The organism is Paracoccus bogoriensis (assembly GCF_019431455.1).
Taxonomy (GTDB): domain Bacteria; phylum Pseudomonadota; class Alphaproteobacteria; order Rhodobacterales; family Rhodobacteraceae; genus Paracoccus; species Paracoccus bogoriensis.
In genome coordinates this window covers 1-17,607 of the sequence record NZ_JAHYSR010000021.1, presented here as the reverse complement: position 1 = coordinate 17,607, position 17,607 = coordinate 1, and the positions used below count along the sequence as shown (strand labels likewise).

The 17,607-nt window shown below is 67.3% G+C and carries 15 protein-coding genes and 1 pseudogene; 8 read left to right on the top strand and 8 right to left on the bottom strand.

Annotation, left to right across the window (positions count from 1 at the left end):
• Positions 1–9: 9 nt before the first annotated feature.
• The 4 genes from KY389_RS11020 to KY389_RS11005 all read left to right on the top strand — a co-directional run bounded on the left by KY389_RS11020 (position 10) and on the right by KY389_RS11005 (position 4,833).
• Positions 10–1,575, top strand: coding sequence for a hypothetical protein (locus KY389_RS11020; protein WP_219831009.1), 1,566 nt, complete (start codon positions 10–12; stop codon positions 1,573–1,575).
• A complete protein-coding gene (locus KY389_RS11015) occupies positions 1,572–2,849 on the top strand; it encodes a glycosyltransferase (RefSeq protein ID WP_219831008.1) in 1,278 nt (425 codons plus the stop codon). Before KY389_RS11020 ends, KY389_RS11015 begins: the two co-directional genes overlap by 4 nt.
• A 1-nt stretch (position 2,850) precedes the next feature.
• On the top strand, positions 2,851–4,032 hold the full coding sequence (locus KY389_RS11010) for a polysaccharide pyruvyl transferase family protein (protein WP_219831007.1): 1,182 nt from the start codon (positions 2,851–2,853) through the stop codon (positions 4,030–4,032).
• A 66-nt stretch (positions 4,033–4,098) separates the two neighbouring features.
• Positions 4,099–4,833 (top strand): sulfotransferase, encoded by a 735-nt coding sequence (locus KY389_RS11005; RefSeq protein ID WP_219831006.1) that lies wholly within the window; start codon positions 4,099–4,101, stop codon positions 4,831–4,833.
• Between the two features lie 6 nt (positions 4,834–4,839).
• Here KY389_RS11005 and KY389_RS15660 read toward each other — a convergent pair whose 3' ends face one another.
• The 8 genes from KY389_RS15660 to KY389_RS10970 form a co-directional block, all read right to left on the bottom strand.
• On the bottom strand, positions 4,840–4,974 hold the full coding sequence (locus KY389_RS15660; protein WP_281426530.1) for a hypothetical protein: 135 nt from the start codon (positions 4,972–4,974) through the stop codon (positions 4,840–4,842).
• A 48-nt stretch (positions 4,975–5,022) separates the two neighbouring features.
• Positions 5,023–5,373 (bottom strand): hypothetical protein, encoded by a 351-nt coding sequence (locus tag KY389_RS11000; RefSeq protein WP_219831005.1) that lies wholly within the window; start codon positions 5,371–5,373, stop codon positions 5,023–5,025.
• 81 nt (positions 5,374–5,454) lie between these two features.
• Positions 5,455–6,927, bottom strand: coding sequence for a phospholipase D-like domain-containing protein (locus tag KY389_RS10995; protein WP_219831004.1), 1,473 nt, complete (start codon positions 6,925–6,927; stop codon positions 5,455–5,457).
• Positions 6,928–7,338: 411 nt separating this feature from the next.
• On the bottom strand, positions 7,339–7,707 hold the full coding sequence (locus KY389_RS10990) for a DUF1850 domain-containing protein (protein WP_246588077.1): 369 nt from the start codon (positions 7,705–7,707) through the stop codon (positions 7,339–7,341).
• Positions 7,707–9,818 carry a TRAP transporter permease gene (locus KY389_RS10985; RefSeq protein ID WP_219831047.1) on the bottom strand — a complete coding sequence of 704 codons (2,112 nt, stop codon included), beginning with the start codon at positions 9,816–9,818 and terminating at the stop codon, positions 7,707–7,709. Before KY389_RS10985 ends, KY389_RS10990 begins: the two co-directional genes overlap by 1 nt.
• 63 nt (positions 9,819–9,881) lie before the next feature.
• Positions 9,882–10,838, bottom strand: coding sequence for a TAXI family TRAP transporter solute-binding subunit (locus KY389_RS10980; RefSeq protein WP_219831003.1), 957 nt, complete (start codon positions 10,836–10,838; stop codon positions 9,882–9,884).
• 192 nt (positions 10,839–11,030) lie between these two features.
• Positions 11,031–12,338: a sigma-54-dependent transcriptional regulator gene (locus KY389_RS10975; RefSeq protein ID WP_219831002.1), complete on the bottom strand. Its 1,308-nt coding sequence runs from the start codon at positions 12,336–12,338 to the stop codon at positions 11,031–11,033.
• Between the two features lie 4 nt (positions 12,339–12,342).
• Positions 12,343–14,100, bottom strand: coding sequence for a sensor histidine kinase (locus KY389_RS10970; protein ID WP_219831001.1), 1,758 nt, complete (start codon positions 14,098–14,100; stop codon positions 12,343–12,345).
• Between the two features lie 533 nt (positions 14,101–14,633).
• Here KY389_RS10970 and KY389_RS10965 point away from each other — a divergent pair.
• From KY389_RS10965 to KY389_RS15855, 4 genes and pseudogenes are all read left to right on the top strand, one after another.
• A complete protein-coding gene (locus tag KY389_RS10965) occupies positions 14,634–15,578 on the top strand; it encodes a DMT family transporter (RefSeq protein WP_343222942.1) in 945 nt (314 codons plus the stop codon).
• A 211-nt stretch (positions 15,579–15,789) separates the two neighbouring features.
• Positions 15,790–16,077, top strand: coding sequence for an aldose epimerase family protein (locus tag KY389_RS15655; RefSeq protein ID WP_219831000.1), 288 nt, complete (start codon positions 15,790–15,792; stop codon positions 16,075–16,077).
• Positions 16,078–16,123: 46 nt separating this feature from the next.
• Positions 16,124–16,633, top strand: a complete 510-nt coding sequence (locus tag KY389_RS15650; RefSeq protein ID WP_281426529.1) for an aldose epimerase family protein — start codon at positions 16,124–16,126, stop codon at positions 16,631–16,633.
• A 185-nt stretch (positions 16,634–16,818) separates the two neighbouring features.
• Positions 16,819–17,226 (top strand): annotated as a pseudogene (locus tag KY389_RS15855) (hypothetical protein); the annotation flags it as partial.
• Positions 17,227–17,607: the final 381 nt, after the last annotated feature.

Below are 17,607 nucleotides of genomic sequence, written 5' to 3'. Positions count from 1 at the left end.
ACGATCCCAGTGGACCTGAAGCTGCATCTCGATTTCTGTTTTTCCATATCGGCGGACAAGGTTCTGGCTGCGGGCTGGTCGCCCCGGCCCCAGCCCGAGATCGTCCTGCATGTGGGCCATGTCTCGGTCCTGCCGGTGCTGATGCGGCGGTTTCCGCGCCGTGATCTGCGATCCCTGTCTCCGATGGGTTTTCTGGCGTTGTTCGACCTGTCCGAGGAACCCGGCGCGAATGATCCCTCCGAGGATCTGTTTCTGGGCATGGGCAAGGAATATGTGCCGATCGCCAATGACCGGCTGGCCTCGGACCTGGCCAGACTGGTCGAGATCGGTGTGGACGAGGCGTTCTTTGCCTATGTCCGCATGATCGCGCGGCGCGAGATCACCGGACCCGCGCAACCGACCGCCCGCAAGGTCGTGAACCGCATTCTGGCCGCCCCCCGGCTGGAACGCGAAAGCCAGGATCACGTGCTTGGCATCGACAGGGCGCTGATCGGTCCTGACGGGCAGGGCGCGGCCACGGGCTGGTTTCTCGGGGCGACCCGGCAGGCCGAAACGATGACCGCTCTGGTCATCTGCGATGGCTGCATCACGCCGGTCGATCTGATGCAGGCCAGCCTGCCGCGCCCCGATCTGGCGGCCTATGCGCCGCGCTATGCGTTCAGCGGACGCGATGGCTGGGCGGCCTCGTTCCGGCTGCCGCAGGCGCCAAAGGCGCAGCCGCGCCTTCTGCTGATGCCGCCGGGCCATCTGGATCATTCCGGCCACCTGGCACCGCTGGATATGGTCGAACCCGCCAAGGTCGCCCGTCTGATCCTGGAAACCGGGCAGGGGCTCGAGGATCAGGCGCTGGCCCGCCGCCTGCACCGCAAAGCCCTGCCGGCCGAACTGCCTGTGGCGCCGGTCCTGAACCTGGCCGCCGACCGCGAGGCGCCTGTCCTGCTGGTGCTGGACCATGATCTGAACGATATCGACCTGCGCGACGTGTTGCGCCGTGTCACCGCCGTGCTGGACCGCCCGCTGGCGGTCCACCTGTTGCGCCCCGCGCTGACGCCCGCGCTGGATCACGCGCTGGCCGGCGCGTCGCGCGAGGCGGCGGCAGCCGTGACGCTGGCAGGCTGCGCGCTGACCCCTCCCGAACCGGCAGGTCACAAGGGGCTGGCGATCTTCGCGCGGTCCTCGGTTCTCTTCCATCTCGACCCCGAGATCCTGCTGGAGCCGCTGGACAAGACGCTGCTGATCGTGACGCTGGACCCGGTGGCCGCTCTGCCCGGCGGCGGGGACGAGGCCGCGCTGCGGCGCCGTTTCGCCGCCGACCGCCCGCCCTTTGCGTGCTGCGGCAGCGCACCGGCGCTGCTGGCGTCCTTTGCGTTACCCTCGGCCTATCTGACGCCCGAGGCAGGCTGGCGTGCGCTGGCGCTGCGCGCCTTGGCGCAGGACGAGGCGCGCCTCATCGCCGCCCCCGCCCAGGGCTTTCTGGCGGGCAATCGCGGCCCCTTCTGCCAGAGCCTGATCGAGAGCGTGGGCTGGCACGATTTCGATGCCCGTTCGGCCCTTTTGCTGACCGAGGCCGCATGACCCGCATCGTGATCGTATCCCATTCCCACCCGGCGCTGCGCTATGGCGGCGGCGAAGTCGCGGCCTATCGTCAGTTCCAACACCTGCTGTCGCAGGACAAGGATGCCTGGTTTGTCGGCTCGACCATCGGCCCCGAGGACGCGGCGCGCTTCTTCGGCCCCGGCCAGCGGCTGCTGAGTTTCTCCGAGCGCGATTTCTGCCTGCGCGGCATGGGGATGGACAGTTTCTCGATGGAGCATCCGCGCATCGAGGACGAGGATTGGATCCTCGATTTCCTGTTCTCGCTTCAGGGCGACATCTATCACTTTCACCACTTCTGGAACATCGGCGCGGGCACGATCCGCCGCCTGCGCGGGCTTCGCCCCGAGGCGCAGATGATCTGCACCCTTCACGAGATGACCGCGATCTGCGCCAATCACGGCCAGATGCTCAAGACCTCGGGCGAGTTGTGCCACGCCGCTTCCGATGTCGCCTGCGCGGCCTGCCTGAACCGCCCGCCGGTCGATTTCGCGCTGCGCCGTTCCCGCATGGCCGAGATGCTGGACCTGTTCGACGTGCTGCTGTCGCCCAGCCGTTTTCTGGCCGACCGTTTCGAGGCCTGGGGCATCCCGCCGGGCCGGATTTCGGTGATCGAGAACGGCCTCGATCATCTGGAGCCCCGGCCCGAGACGACTCCCGAAAGCCTTCTGTATCGCAGCCGCCGCTTTGCCTTCTTCGGGCAGGCGACGCCGACCAAGGGGCTGAACGTCCTTGTCCGCGCGGCCGAACTGATCGAGGCCGCCCCGCCTGCCAATCCGATCACACTGGAGCTCTATGGCGTGACTGCCGAGGCTTTTGCCGCCCTGTGGCCGGGGCTGAAGCCGCCCGAATGGATGCAGTTCCGCGGCCGTTACAGGCCGCAGGATTGCGTCTCGATCATGGGGCGCTTCGGCTGGATCATCATCCCCTCGATCTGGTGGGAGAACTCGCCCGTCGTGATCCAGGAGGCGCGGGCCGCCGGCACGCCGATGATCGCCTCGGATATCGGAGGCATGGCGGAAAAGACCGAAGGCTGGGGCATCCAGTTTCCCGTCGGCGACCCTGCCGCCTTGGCCGCCACGATCCTGTCTGTCCATGACCGCCCCGAGATTCTTGCCGAACACATCGCCCGCATCGAGCCGCCGCTGGACATGGCGGGGTTCGACGCCGAATGGCACCGGCTCTGCGGGCATCGTTCTTCGGCACCTGCCTTGTTTGCGCCCAAGCGGCAGCTTCACCATGGGAAAGGAAAGTAACATGAAGATCGGACTGCTTTGGGAGAGCTCCGACTGCGGCATGTATGCGACATCGGACTTTGACACGCTCTATCGCAAGATCGGTCACAACAACGGCAACCTTGCCTTTGTTCATGCCGTGCGCACGCAGATCGAGGGCGAGATCCTTCACTTCCCCTGGCATAGCCAGGCTTCGGTGCTGAACGAAAGCTGCGATGTGGTGGTCATTCCCTGCGCGAACCAGCTGGGCAGGCATACCGACCTGGGTGGGCTGGCCAAGCTGCTGAAGGATGTGACCTTGCCGGTGATCGCCATCGGGCTGGGCGCGCAGGCCAAAGAATTCGGGGCCGATGTGGAGCTGTCGGACGGCACGCGCGCCTGGCTGGACGAGCTGATCGCCAACGGGGCGCGTCACGGTATCCAGAACATCTACACCCGTGGGCCATACACGACGCAACAGATCGCCAGACTGACGGGGGCAGACACCTTGGCCGGCGGCTGCCCTTCGCATTTCATGAATCCCGACCCCGACCTGGGGAGGCGTATTGCTGCAAACTGGGAAAGCGCGCCGCTGCCGCGACGGATCGCGGTTGCCGGCGGGCACGAAAGCTGGCGCGAGACCCGGCGCATCGAGCAGCAGCTGATTGCGCTGATGATGGACCCGATGTTTCCCGGTTGCTACATCGTGCAGTCCATGGGGGCGATGATTCGCATCTCCCGCGGCGAGTTCGACGAGATCGAGCCCGACAAGCTTGATCGGATCCACCAGCACACGGTGCCGCACTATACGCATTCCGAGTTCCGTCAGTGGGCGCTGAATTACGCGCGGTCCTATTATGACGTGACAGCATGGATGGACGAACTGCGCCGCCATGACCTGCTGATCGGACCGCGCTTCCATGGCGCGCAACTGGCGATCCAGGCCGAACGAATGGCCTGCACCGTGACAATCGACACCCGAACCGAGGAGATGTGCTGCGAAACAGGCGTGCCCTTTCTGCGGGCTTCAGAGCTGACCTTCCCGATCACCCGCACGAGCCTGAAGGAGGCAATCAGGTTCGACGGTGCGGCCCATGACGAGCACCGGGCGAAAAAGGCCGCGCGCTACGTCAGCTTCCTCACGCAGGCTGGCCTGAAGCCGAAGGCGTATCTGCTGGACCTTGCGACTGCCGCCAGGCCGCCTGTGGCTGATCCAGCAGAGTAGCATCTGTTCGGTTTTCCCGACTTCATCGCCATGATCGAGCAGACAGAAAGAGCAGGTTTGGCGCCGATGCAGAAGCGGGCGCATGATGTCCTGCCGACCCCCCGCGCCCATGTTTTCATCGTGACCTACGGCCGGTCGGGCTCGACCTTGACGCAGAGCCTGCTGAACACGCTGCCTGGTTATCAGATCCGGGGCGAGAACGGCAATCTGGCCTGGTTCCTGGCGCGGGCGGTCGATCTGGTGCAACGCCACGAGATGTTCGCCGGTCGCAGGCGGGACGCGGCGCTGCCGGCCGGGCAGCGCGATGCCTATCTGGCGCCTCTGATCGGCCAGCCGCATGACCCATGGGCGGGCGCCGAGAACGTGGACCCGGACGCGCTGCGCCGTGGCTTGATGGAGGTCTTTTCCCGCGAAGTGCTGCGCCCCGGCCCGGATTGCCGCGTTTCGGGGTTCAAGGAGATTCGGTTTCACGAGGATCCGGACTTCTTCGCCACCTATCTGAACATTTTGCGCGACAGCTTCGCAGGAACACGGTTTCTGTTTCAGACCCGCAACCTGGAGGCGGTGGTGCGGTCGGGATGGTGGGCGCAGCAGCCGCGCGAGCAGGTGGTTGCGCAGTTGCGTCGCGCCGAGGAGCTTTTTGCCGATTACGCCGCGGCGCAGCCTGAAGCATGTTTCGCGATCCGGCACGAGCGTTACCGCGAGGGCGCGGATTACGTCGCCGAGATCCTTGATTTCCTGGGCGAGCAGATGGACCGCCCCGCGATAGAGGCCGCACTGGCGCGCAGCCTCTCGCATTAGGTCGGGCTAGAACAGCCAGGCCGCGCCGCCGATCAGGGCGGTCATGATCGCGGTCAGCAGCAGCCAGTGCATCAGGGTCTGGAACGCACGCCCATCAGGCGACGTCCGGGCCCGCGTTTCGGGGCCGGTCTGGTCGGTCATTCTCTTGTCCTTGGTGAGTGCGATGAAATGTCACGCCCCGCGGGGCGGTCAGGTTCTGTCGGCCATCACCGGGGGCGCCCGGGCACCATGGGCCTGCGGACCTGGCCCGGACAGGGGCAGGGGCCGCGCAAGAACGGCCGCCCTGATGCGGCCCGGTATGGCCTGGGGCGGATCGGCCCTGCGGGCGAACAGGGCCGGATCGCTCTCGGGGCCGCTTTGCGGGGTCAACCGTTCGGGCAGGGCCGAGGCGATCGGCAGCGCGCCGTCCGACAGCATGGCATGGCCCGGACCGGCCAGTGCGTCCGGCAGCCTTGGTCCCGGCGCCGACATGACCAACAGCACCGCCAGCATCAGGCAGGCGCGGCGCAGCAGGATCAAGGGCGGTGTCAGGACAGGCATGGAGGTTCGCAAAAGGCCGGTCGGGTCCGGCATCGGGCCAGGATAAGACCTTGCGGCGCCGATTCAAGCCCGACGATCATTTCACCCCGGGCGACGCCAGCGCCAACCGCGAAAGAGGCTGCGGCGACTCAATGGCTCGAAGATGCGGTCGGCGCCATTGGGGTCGAGGATCTCGTTCTCGGCCAGCCATTCCTCGAAGCCTGTCAGTTGCGGCAATTCGTAGGGGATCAGGGTCCGACCGGTGCCGGGTGGGCGCCGCGCCGCTTCGATCATCGGGATCAGCCCGCCATGGCGGTCGATCAGCGAGGCAATCCGCTCTGGGGGCAGGCCCAGATGCTCGCCCAGAAGGGTCTCGCGCAGCGCGGCGATGCTGTGCCGGTCCTCGATCCGGTCCTCGTGCTCCGCCGTCACGAGCACGTCGCATTCGCTGTCCAGCCGCATCGAGCGGTTGTTGAAATTCGATGATCCGACACGCAGCCACAGATCGTCCACGATCATCAGCTTGGCATGGACATAGATTTCGGAACCGGCCTCGGTCACGGGATGGTAAAGCCGGAAACGGCCTTGCCGGTCCAATGCACGCAGAGCCTCGACCAACCGGGCGCGGGCGGTGTCCATGGCCAGCGGCTCGAGCCAGCCCTGTGCGCCAATGGGGTTGATGACAACGATTTCGGGCGGCTCGGGCCGGGTCAGGCGCTGCGCGATGGCTTGTGCGATCTTGCGCGAGGCGAAATACTGGCTTTCGGCATAGATGAAGCGTCGTGCCCGCGCGATCAGGTCCAGCGACAGTTGCTCGATCTCGTGGATCGGCTCGACGGTCTTCATCTCGGGCCGGGTCCGCGCGATGGCCAGGGTCGCGCCACGGAAGGCGGGCTTCAGGCTATCGGGCCAGCAATCCCGGATATCGGCGACGGGGGGCAGTTGCTCGCCCGTGGCGATGCGCCAGCGTTCGCGGGCCAGATCGCCCAATGCGCGGGCAGCCGGCCCGTCAAAGGCGGCGGCGGCGTCGTGCCAGGGCATGACCGGGCGGCCTGCCGGGTCGGTGCGGCGGGGTTCCTGGTCGCGGTGTTCGGGGGTATCCCACCGGCCCTCGGTCATGTCGATCCCGCCGCAGAAGGCCAGGCAGTCGTCGATGACAACGATCTTCTGATGGTGCGAACTGGCCAGCGGGTGATGCCCGTCCAGCCGCAAGGTGATGCGCGGATGCAGCTTCCAGCGCAGGATGGTCAGAATGGTCGTGCCGCGAAACAGCGACTTGATGGCGCCGGTATCCCAACGCAGCAGACGGATATGCAGGTCGGGTCGGCTGCGTGCCAGCCACAGCACGAAATCGCCAAGCCGGGCCGGACCGCCATCGGCGGCGGGGTCGCCCAGATTGATGCGTGCGTCGAAATCCCAGCCGATCAGCAGGATGCTGCGCCGGGCCTGCGCCATCGCCTGCCTGACCGCGGTGAAATAGGCGTCGCCGTCGCGGATGACGGTAAACCGGCCGGACCGCTCGACGCGCCAGCAATTCTGCCCCGGTCGGGTCAGACGTTCGTCCGTGCCGTGCATGTGCCGAGATGTCCCCTTCCGTGTTCCTTGCCGTCCGGTCAGAACCGGGCGTGACACCGAAACGTCGCTGCCCCGCACCCCGTTCCGCATCGAGAGGACAGAAGAAAGCCGTGTCTTCCGGGGCGATCGCCGGCTTCAGGTCGTTGTCCGCCAGCGGCTGTGCCGCACAGATCCGGCCAGCGTATCTTGCGAATCCAGTGGTGGCCGGGACCGCACGAGCCGTTTGACCCCACGGGCGCAGGCGCACCGGGTGCTTGCAGGCATAACGTCGTCATCACGGCAGCCGTGGGGCGGTCTGGCCATCAGCCGGTTTCCGCGTCAGAGCCCCGGCACAGAGGCAGCGCCGCGGCAAGAGGGGCATCGGCGGATCGTTCGGCTTTTGCTGGGCTGGGCCGACCGCTGGACCGGGGGTCATGGCGGACCGCAGTCCTCGGCGCCTGTCCAGAGTCGCAGCGGCTGGCCCGTCCCCGAAAGATCGTGGCATTGCGCGCCAGCGCATAGCCGCCAGCCTGCCGTGGCGCCGGAAGCGGCCAGCCAGATCTCGCGCTGCGGCGCGACACGGGGGGTGTAGTGCCAGGCGCCGTTGCGCCAGATCGCATCGGGGGGCGGCTCCATTCCGGCACCTGCGCCGGTCAGCCGCGCCTCGACGGGCGCAAGCCCTTCGGCGCTGATCTGCCAGCGTTCCCACCAGAGGGTCCGGCTGACGGAATGCGTCCATTCCAGCGTGAATTCGCCCGCCGCCAGCGTCAGCACCGTGGCGCCGGCGGCAAGGCACAGCATCAGGCGGCCGCCCGCCGGCGGCGGATACGCAGCCCATGCACGGCCAGGAAGGCCAGCGCCAGTCCGAAGCCCGCCGCATCCGAACCCGGCATCGCAAGGATCAGCGAGACGCCGCCCGCAAGAGCCAGCAGTCGCTCGGGCAGGGTGGTGCGGTCGAGCAGGTAGCCCACCACCGCGACACCCCAGAGACCGACGCCCAGCACCGTTTTCAGCAGCACGTAGGCGACCTCGACCGGGTAGCCCCAGGCCTCGGCGATGGCGCCGCCATCCTGTAGCATCAGTGATGGCGTATAAACCGCCATGAAGGGGATGATGAAGCCCGCCGCCGCCAGCCGGATCGCCTGCATCGAGATCTTCAGCCCGGTCGATTTGGCGATGGGGGCCGCGGCAAAGCAGGCCAGCGCGACGGGGGGCGTCAGGTCGGCCATGATCCCGAAATAGAAGACGAACATATGGCTGACCAGCAGCGGCACGCCCAGCTCCAGCAGGGCAGGGCCGGCCAGCGACGAGGTGATGATGTAGTTCGGGATCGTCGGGATGCCCATGCCCAGCACAAGGCAGGTCAGCATGGTCAGCAGCAGCGACAGGAACAGGTTGTTCTGCCCGATGGCGATGATCGCGCCGATGAAGGTCGAAGCGATCCCGGTCAGCGTCAGCGTGCCGATCACGATGCCCACGATGGCGCAGGCCATGCCGACCGGCAGCGCATTGCGTGCCCCTTGCGCCAGCGCGTCGCGCACGATGCCGACCGTGGGTCTTGCCCCTTTCAGGAGAAGGCACGCGATCATCAACCCCGCGATCACAATGGCCAGAAGGTTGACGCCGTAGCGCATGAAGCTGGCCGCCGCGAGGCCGATCGCCACCCAGAACACCATGCGGAAGGCGAAAGGCCCGATCATCGCAGCCAGCGGCGTGGCAAGGATCAGCACCGTGACCAGCGCCAGCCCCATCGTGCCCGCGAAGATTGGCGTGTAGCCCGCAAACAGCAGATAGACCAGCGCCGCCAGCGGCAGGACCAGCGGCCATTGATCGCGCACCGCGTGCCAGGGATTGGGCAGCGTCTCGCGCGGCAGACCCCGCAGATTGTCGCGCCCGGCCTGAAGCCAGACCATCCAGAACACGACGCCGAAATACAGCATCGCCGGAACGATCGCCGCCTTGACGACTTGCGCATAGGGGACGTTCAGCGTCTCGGCCATGATGAAGGCCACCGCGCCCATGACCGGCGGCATGATCTGCCCGCCCATCGAGGCCGTGGCCTCGACCCCGCCCGCGAAGGCGGGGCGAAAGCCCGATTTCTTCATCATCGGGATGGTGAACTGCCCCGAGGCCACTACATTGGCCACCCCCGACCCCGAGATCGTGCCCATCAGTGCCGATGACAGCGTGGCCACCTGCGCAGGCCCGCCCCGCACATGGCCCACCATGCCAAGCGCGAAATCGTTGAACAGGTTCAGCATCCCCGCGCGTTCCAGAAACGCCGCAAAGACCACGAAGATGAAGATATAGGCGCTGCTGACATAGATCGGGCTGCCATAGATGCCTTCGGTCCCAAAGGCGAAGTGCTCGACGATCTGGTCGAAGCCGTAGCCGCGATGGATGAAGGGCGCAGGCAGATGCTGGCCCAGAAAGCAATAGGCCAGGAAGATCCCCGCGATCACCGCCAGCGGCCAGCCCATCAGGCGGCGCGCGCCCTCGAAGACCAGCACAATCAGGATGGTGCCCATGACCAGATCCATCTGGGTCAGGAACCCCGTGCGGCGGATCAGGGGCGCATATTCGACCCATTGATAGATCCCGGTCAGAAAGCCCAGGATCCCGAGCGTCCAGAAGAACGCCTGACCCGCCCGCGTTTTCGCGACCAGATTGCCGATCAGGACAAAGCCCAGCAGCAGCAGGAAGCCCACATGCATCGCCCGCACGATCTGGCTGGGCAGGGTGCCGTAGGCCGCAGCCCAAAGCTGGAACAGCGAGAAGACGACGGCCAGCCAGAAGGCGATGCGGCCGGGGATGCCCTGTCCGAAGCCGGGGGGCAGGCCCTCGCTGACCTCGGCCTCGGCATGGGGGTCCAGACGGGGATGGTGGGCCGGCGCGGTCCCGCCGGCGGGGATGGGATGTCTCACGGCGCTCTCCGGGTAGGGGGACGGCCCGCGCAGGGGTGCTGGCCGTTCGGCTTACTGGATCAGGCCGATCTCGCGGTAATACCGCTCGGCCCCCGGATGCAGCGGGATGGGCAGGCCGTCCAGCGCGGTTTCCGGGGTGATCGCCGCCGCCGCGCCGTGGGCGCTGCGCATCCGGTCGAGATTGTCGAACATCAGCTTCGTCATCTGATAGGCGGTTTCCTCGCTGACGCCCTCATGGGTGATCAGCATGTTGCCCACCGCCGCCGTGGCGATGTCCTGATCGATCCCCGCATAGGTGCCCGCCGGGATGGTCGCGGGCACGAAGGGTTCGCCGATGGCGGTCACGACCTCTTCGGGGATCTCGACGATAGTAATGTCGTGGGTGGCCGACAGGTCCTGGATGAAGGCCACGCCCAGACCCGAGGATTGCAGCGTGGCCTGCAACTGGCGGTTCTTGATCAGTTCGGCCGATTCCGCATAGGGCAGGTATTCGACCCGGCCCAGATCGTCATAGCTCATTCCGGCTGCGGCAAAGATCGCCCGCGCGTTCAGCTCCGTCCCCGAGGCCGGGGCGCCGACCGACAGCGTCTTGCCGCGCAGATCGTCCAGCGTCACCGCCCCCGAGGAAGCGTCGGCCACGATCTGGATATAATTCGGATAGATCGCCGCGATGGCGCGCAGTTCGGACAGGGGACGGGGGAAGCCCGCTTCCTCGTTGCCCTCCCACGCCATCTTGACGCTGTCGCCAAGCGCAAAGGCGATCTCGCCCCGGCCCTGGGCCAGCAGGTTCAGGTTCTCGACGCTGGCCTTGGTGGCTTGGACCTGCGTGCGTGACCCGTCGATGCCCGCGGCGTAGATCTCGGACAGCGCCACGCCAAGGGGGTAATAGACCCCCGAGGTGCCCCCGGTCAGAATGTTGATGAAATCCTGCGCCTGCGCCTGCGGCGCGGTCGCTAGAATGCCCGACAGGGCGGCCACCGGAATGGCGGCTGCGATGCGATGGAACATGCGATCCTCCCATGATGTTCTGGCGGGAAGGCTAGCAGCCGAGGCCTCTCGAACCCACGCAGAATTCACGACGGCGTGACATTGAGCGAACTTCTTTAAGAATTTGTTTTCATGTGAAATTACTCTCTACCTGAACAGAGACCTGGCGTCATTCCGCCAGGTTTGCAAATTGTCTGGCAAGAAACCGCCCGATCAGTCGTCGCGCAGGCCATAGCGCGCAATCTTTTCGTTCAACGTCCGGCGTGGCAGGCCCAGACGTTCGGCGGCCTGCGCGGCCACACCCCCGGCCTCGGCCAGGGCCGAGGCGATCATCGCGGCCTCGATCGCGGCCAGCCGCTCGGGCAGGGGCGGGGCGGGGTCGGGCAGGGGCGCAGGTTCGGGCGCCAGAAGCAGACGCTGCGCCGCGGCGCGCAATTCCGGCAAGTTGCCCGGCCAGTCATGCGCCATCAGTCGGTCCAGATCCGCGGCGCGCAGGTCCGGGGCGGGTAAGCCCAGCCTTCGCGCGGCCTCAAGCAGGCAGGCGGCGAACAATTCGGCCAGATCTTCGCGGCGGTGCCGCAGAGGTGGCAGCGGCAGCGCGGCGGCCGACAGGTGATGAAACAGGTCAGCGCGCAGCCGACCTTCGGCCACGGCACGCTGGGGTTCCGGCCCGGTCCCCGCGATCAGGCGCAGATCGACCGGACGCGGCGTCAGGCCGCCGCTGCGCATCACCTCGCCTTCGCGCAGCACCGCCATCAGCCGCGCCTGCAAGGCTAGCGGTAGCGCCTCGATCGAGGCGATATAGAGCGTCCCGCCGCTGGCTTGTTCGACCCGGCCCGCCCGGCCGGCGCCGCCCGACCCGCGATCCAGCCCGAACAATTCGGCCTCGGCCCCCGGACCGGTCAGTGCATGGGCGTCCAGCGCGACAAAGGGCTTGCGCGCCCGCCGCCCCAGATCGTGCAGACAGCGGGCAAGCGCAAGCCGACCCGTCCCCGGCTCGCCCGACAGCATCAGATCGACCGGCAGATCGGCCAGCGCCCGCACCCGCTGGCGCAGGTAGCGGACCTGCGCGCTGCTGCCCGGCAACCGCGCCTCCAGCCGTTCCGACATCAGCGCAGGCCCGCCCGCCCGCGCCTGCCGCCGCGCGCGGCGCAAGGCGACGGCATTGTCCAGAACCTCGACCAGATGTTCGGCGCGATAGGGTTTTTCGAGAAAATCATGTGCGCCGGTCCGCATGGCCGCAACCGCGACCGGCACGTCGGCATGGCCCGACAGCAGCACGACAGGCAGATCGGGGTCGCGCAGCCTCAGCGCGTCCAGAACCTGCTGCCCGTCAAGTCCGGGCATCCGCAGGTCGGTGACGACGCAATCGCAGCCGGGCAGGTCCAGACCCGCCAGCGCGGCAACGGGGTCGGTAAAGGTCCGCACGACGAAGCCCGATGCCTCCAGCCAGTCGCCTGCGGCCTCGCACAGGCCCGCCTCGTCGTCGATGAAGATGATCCTGCCGCGATTGCCCTGCATGAGATCAGCCCGCCAGCCGCTCAGGGCGGAACAGGGGCAGTTCGACCTCGGTCACGGTGCCGCCGCCCGGTCGGGGATGAAAGCGCAGCCGCCCCTCTGCCTGATCCAGAATGCCCTGCGTGATCGAGAGGCCCAGACCCAGGCCTTCGCCCGACAGGCGCGTGGTGAAAAAGGGCTCGCGGATGCGGCTTTCCATGCCCGGCGCGATACCCGGTCCGCGATCCTCGATCACCAGGCGCAACCCGTCCTGCCCAAGGGCCAGCGCGACACGGATCGGCTCGACGCTGCCCTGGATGGCATTGGCCTCGGCTGCGTTCAGGATCAGGTTCGTTACCGCTTGCTCGAACCGGATCGCATGGCCGCGCGCCGCAGGCAGGCCAGCGGGAAGGTCCAGCACGAGGCTCTGGCCCAGTTCGCGCAGCCGGGGCGCCAGAATTTCGGCGCTGCCGGTCACGACCTGCGCCAGATCGACGGACTCGGGCGGCTCGGGGCGCTGCCTTGCGCCGAACCGCTTGAGATTGCGCACCATCTTCTGCATCCGCACCAGCATTGCCCGCCCCGAGCCCAGGCTTGCCGCCGCCCGGTCGTCCCGCCCTGCCGCCAGGTGCAGTTCGGCCGCCGCCAATGTGCTGTCCAGCGCCGAAAGGGGCTGGCTGACCTCGTGCACGATGGTCGAGGACATGCGCCCCAGCACGGCCAGCTTTGCGGCATGGACCAGGCTCTCATGGGTGCGGCGCAGATCCTCCTGCGCGCGGCGGCGCTCGTCGATCTCGCGCGCGAGGGCCTCGGTCCGCTCGGCCACGCGCCGCTCCAGTTCGGCATTCTGGTTCAGCCGCACCCGGATCAGCTGACGCCGCTGCCACAAGCCCAGCCCAAGCGCCGAGGCCAGCAACCCCGCCAGCGCGGTCGCCGCCGCGACCAGCCGCGCCTGAGCATCGACCGGCGCCGTCGGCAGTCCGGCGATGATCCGCCAGCGATCGGACTCCAGCAGTCCCTCGGCCAGATGCAGCCCCCCGTCCATCGCCTCTCGCAGCGGCAGGGCGGCGGCGATCTCCATCCCGTCATAGCGCCGCTCGGCCGCGATCCGCGCCAGCGCGGTTTCGGGCAGGGGGTCCAGCGGGCGATAGACCCAATCCGCACGCCCGGCCAGAAAGACGATGCCCAGATCATCAGCCAGCCCGATATCCTGCCCGGCGCCCTCCCAGGCAGCGGCCAGTCCCGCCATGTCCACCTTGGTCACCGCCACGCCAAGCGGCGCTTCCGCATCCCCCACCCGCGAGGCCAGGAAATAACCGGGCACGCCTGTCGTCACGCCGACGGCGTAATAGCGCCCCTCGCCCAGTTGCATCGCGTCAACGAAATAGGGGCGGAAGGAATAATCATGGCCGACGAAACTGCTCGGTTCGGCATGATTGCTGGCCGCCAGCGTCACCCCGCGCACATCCAGCAGATAAATCTCGTCCGCGCCCGACAGATCGCGCGCGACCCGAAGATAGCTGTTGGCCGCCTCTGCCGACCCGTCCGGCGTGGCCAGAAGATCCTGGATACGCGCATCCTCGGCGATGATGGCGGGCAGGTAACGATAGCGCTCGATCTGGGTGACGATGGCGTGACGGGCCAGGGCGACACGGCCCTGCAATTCCTCATCCAGACGTGCAAGGCCCGCCTGCCGCGCGACGGAACCGGCCGCCAGGCTCAATCCCGCGACCAGAACGATCAGCATGGTCAGAAGAGGCAGATGGCGGGAAAGAAAACGCTTCATGCCGCAACCATGCCACGCAAGAGGGGGCCGGCAAAAGCCCCGGTCTTGAACGCTGGCGGGACGATGCCGTTCAGGCCGGGAATGGCCCTTGATCCGCATCAAGGCAGATCCGCACCGCTCGGCTGGCCCTCAGTTTTTCGGGCGCCACGCCTTGCGCCACAATGCCGAGCCGGCGCCAAAGGGCGACCAGCGCCGCCGCGCGATCTGCATGATCGCAGACCCACCGTCATTCCGGCAGGCTGGCGGCACCAGCGTGCCCCGCAACCGACACAGGTTGCACAATCGGGGTCGGCCTCGTGGCCGCAGCAGGTGCAATACATCGCGATCATCCCGACAAGCGGCGGAAAGAACCCTGAGGCGCGCTGCGCCCTGACGGCCCTGCACGATCAAAAACGGAACATAACGGTTCTCTTTCTGCATGTAAGGCGGTCTCACCATCAGGTGCAAGCGAAACGCACGAGCAATGGGGTCGGGGGATTTACACGATCTGCAAATTCTGGCTAGTTCGCGGCAACGAACCAGGGACGTGCGACGTGACATCCGGGCTATCTTCTCCGCTGCGGGGCATCCTGCTGAAATGCGCCTCGGTCACGGTGTTCACGGTGATGGCCGCGCTGGTCAAGGCGACCTCGGCGCCCGAGATCGGCGTGCCGCCGGGCCAGCAAGTGTTCTTCCGGTCGCTCTTTGCGGTGCCGGTAATCCTGGCCTGGCTGGTCTGGCGGCGGGAATGGCGCGGCGGGCTTCACAGCGTGCGGCCCATGGGTCACGTCTATCGCGGGCTTGCGGGAACGGCGGCGATGGGTTTCGGCTTCTGGGCGCTGGCGCTTCTGCCGCTGCCCGAGGCGACGGCGATCGGCTATGCCTCGCCACTGCTGGTGGTGGTCTTTGCGGGGATGTTCCTGGGCGAGGATGTGCGCGCCTTTCGGTTGGGCATGGTCGCGCTTGGGCTTTGCGGAGTGCTGATCGTGCTGTCGCCACAGCTGGGGTCGGGCGCGGGGGACGCCGACCCGGCGCGGATGCTGGGGGCGGTGGTCGCGTTGACCGGCGCGATCTGCACGGCGCTGGCGATGATCTTCGTTCGCAAGCTGGTCCAGGTCGAGCGCACCTCGGCCATTGTCTTCTGGTTCTCGATCACGGCGTCGGGTCTGTCGCTGCTGACGCTGCCCTTCGGTTGGGTGCTGCCAGACCTTCCGACGCTGGCGCTGTTGGTGACGACGGGGCTGCTGGGCGGGGTGGGGCAGATCCTGCTGACTTCGGCCTATCGCCATGCCGACGCTTCGGTCATCGCGCCGTTCGACTATGTCTCGATGCTGTTGGCCGTCGGCATCGGCTGGTGGTTCTTTGCCGAAGTGCCGGGCCTGCCGGTCATCCTGGGGGCCGCCATCGTGATCCTGGCCGGTATCATGATCATCTGGCGCGAACGCAAGCTGGGCCTGGAACGCGCCGCGCAGCGCAAGGCCAGCACGCCCCAGGGCTAGACGGGCTTGCGGAAGCCCTGCATCCGGCATCTGAACAGGCAAAGCCGTGACGGAGCCCAACCCATGACCCGCACGCCGCAGGCCGAGCAGAGGGCGAAATTCAACACCCTGCCCGACGGCCGCAAGATCGAGGCCATGACGCTGGCCGGGGGCGGGCTGCGGGCGCGCGTTCTGACACGGGGTGCGATCGTGCAGGATCTGAGGATGGAGGGTGTCGCCCATCCGCCGGTTCCGGGCTGCCACGCCCGCGGAATATCTGGGGCGCGGCCGCTCTATCGGCGCCATCGTCGGCCGCTATGCCAACCGCATCGGCGGCGCGCGGGTGGTCCTGGACGGCCAGAGCCACGCACTGGACGCCAATTTCCTCGGCCGCCGCATGTTGCATGGCGACAGCGAGGGAACCGATACGATGCTTTGGCTGATCAGCGCGCTGGAGCCCGCCTCGGTCACGCTGTGCCTGTCTCTGCCCGACGGATTATGGGCCTTCCGGGCCGCTTGACATCACCGCGGGCATCGCGCTGACCGACCGGACGCTGCGCGTCACATTGTCGGCGCGAACGGACAAGGCCACCCCGTGCAGCCTGACCCACCATGGCTATTTCGACCTTGACGGTCAGGGCGACATCCGGGGCTACCACCTGCGGATCGTGGCCGAGGATTACCTGCCCGTCGATGCGCAGTTCATCCCCGACGGCCGGATCCTGCACCTCGCCGGCACGCCCCTGGATTTCCGCGCCGACAGATTGGGGGGCGAGGCCAGGGGGCTGGATCACAATTTCTGTCCGTCGCACGGTCCCGCCCCGCCTGACCGCCGTGAACGGCACCTGGTTCGGGCGAGCATGGCGCCGCGCCCGGAAGGCCGTGCTGGCGCACACTTAGGTCACTTCGTTCGCTGCCCGCGCAGCCGCCTCGGAACTCGGGAGAACAGACATCGACGGCCGGCGCGCACGGAAAACCTCTCCATCCGGGTGGCCCTGTCAGCCTGCCGGACGAAAGCTTCCCTGCTGCTTGGCCTCGACCTAACCGCCCGGCCTGACCGCTCCGCCACGGGCTGAGATAGCCGGACAGTGTCCACCACCGATGGTGGACACCATGGTGATGGCGTGGCGCGCCGGACGAAGCGGCTTGGACGGACAAGCGGGTGAGGCGCAAGCGCCATTGATGATGTGGATGGCCCCGCTTGCGGCATCGCGATGTGCCGGGGTGGGCGCCGCGGAGCATTCCCCTGAGGGGGCGATCCATGGATCAGCCTGTCACCCTTTGCCTCGATCTGGCCAAGGGCGTTTTCCAGATGCACGGCGTCGATGCAGAGAGGCGCATGATCGTCCGCCGTCGGCTGCGCCGGTCGCAGGTGCTGGGGGTCTTCGCACGTCTCGGGCCGTGCCTTGTCGGGATAGAGGCGTGTTCGGGCGCTAACCCTGGACGCGGTGATCATCGGTCCATCCATCCAGCGCCCGCCCGCGCAGTTCCGGGCCGTTATCGACGACCAGGATATCGGGGTCCGTGACGCGCGGGAAGATAGATGGTGAGGAGGACCGTGGCTGCGGTGCAGCCGCGCAAGCCGACGAACGATGCCGAAGCCATCTGCGAGGCGGTCACGCGGCCGACGATGCGCTTCGTGCCGGTGAAATCGGCCGAGCGGCAGGCGGCGCTGCTGGAGCACAAGGCACGGGACTTTCTTGTGAGGCAGCAGGCCCAGACCGTGAACGCGATCCGTGCCCACCTGCCGTTCGGGCCCCGCGGGCCCTGGCTCGGTCGCCCCCCACCGGAGGGTTTCGTGCGGGCAAGCCCGCGCTCCTCGCCAGGCGTCGTGGTCAGACCGAACGGCTACCTTCAGACACATGATGGCGCAGTTGTTGCGACTGGTATTTCACGGTTTGCGATGTTGGCTTCGGAGCCCGCGAGTGCGGCTTTCTGCATCACCTCAGCTGATCGAGGACCGAGACGAGGAAGGGGATGTCCCGATGAATGTTGAAATCGGGTCGGGGCAGCGTTGCCGGGCTCATGGTTAGGCGGCCGCTGCGGTGTG

What these genes read in the sequence shown, in the direction of transcription:
- KY389_RS10995 (WP_219831004.1), bottom strand. Translation starts at nt 6,927, where the DNA reads ATGCACGGCACGGACGAACGTCTGACCCGACCGGGGCAGAATTGCTGG.
- KY389_RS11005 (WP_219831006.1), top strand. Translation starts at nt 4,099, where the DNA reads ATGCAGAAGCGGGCGCATGATGTCCTGCCGACCCCCCGCGCCCATGTT.
- KY389_RS11015 (WP_219831008.1), top strand. Translation starts at nt 1,572, where the DNA reads ATGACCCGCATCGTGATCGTATCCCATTCCCACCCGGCGCTGCGCTAT.
- KY389_RS10975 (WP_219831002.1), bottom strand. Translation starts at nt 12,338, where the DNA reads ATGCAGGGCAATCGCGGCAGGATCATCTTCATCGACGACGAGGCGGGC.
- KY389_RS15660 (WP_281426530.1), bottom strand. Translation starts at nt 4,974, where the DNA reads ATGACCGACCAGACCGGCCCCGAAACGCGGGCCCGGACGTCGCCTGAT.
- KY389_RS11000 (WP_219831005.1), bottom strand. Translation starts at nt 5,373, where the DNA reads ATGCCTGTCCTGACACCGCCCTTGATCCTGCTGCGCCGCGCCTGCCTG.
- KY389_RS10990 (WP_246588077.1), bottom strand. Translation starts at nt 7,707, where the DNA reads ATGCTGTGCCTTGCCGCCGGCGCCACGGTGCTGACGCTGGCGGCGGGC.
- KY389_RS11010 (WP_219831007.1), top strand. Translation starts at nt 2,851, where the DNA reads ATGAAGATCGGACTGCTTTGGGAGAGCTCCGACTGCGGCATGTATGCG.
- KY389_RS10980 (WP_219831003.1), bottom strand. Translation starts at nt 10,838, where the DNA reads ATGTTCCATCGCATCGCAGCCGCCATTCCGGTGGCCGCCCTGTCGGGC.
- KY389_RS10970 (WP_219831001.1), bottom strand. Translation starts at nt 14,100, where the DNA reads ATGAAGCGTTTTCTTTCCCGCCATCTGCCTCTTCTGACCATGCTGATC.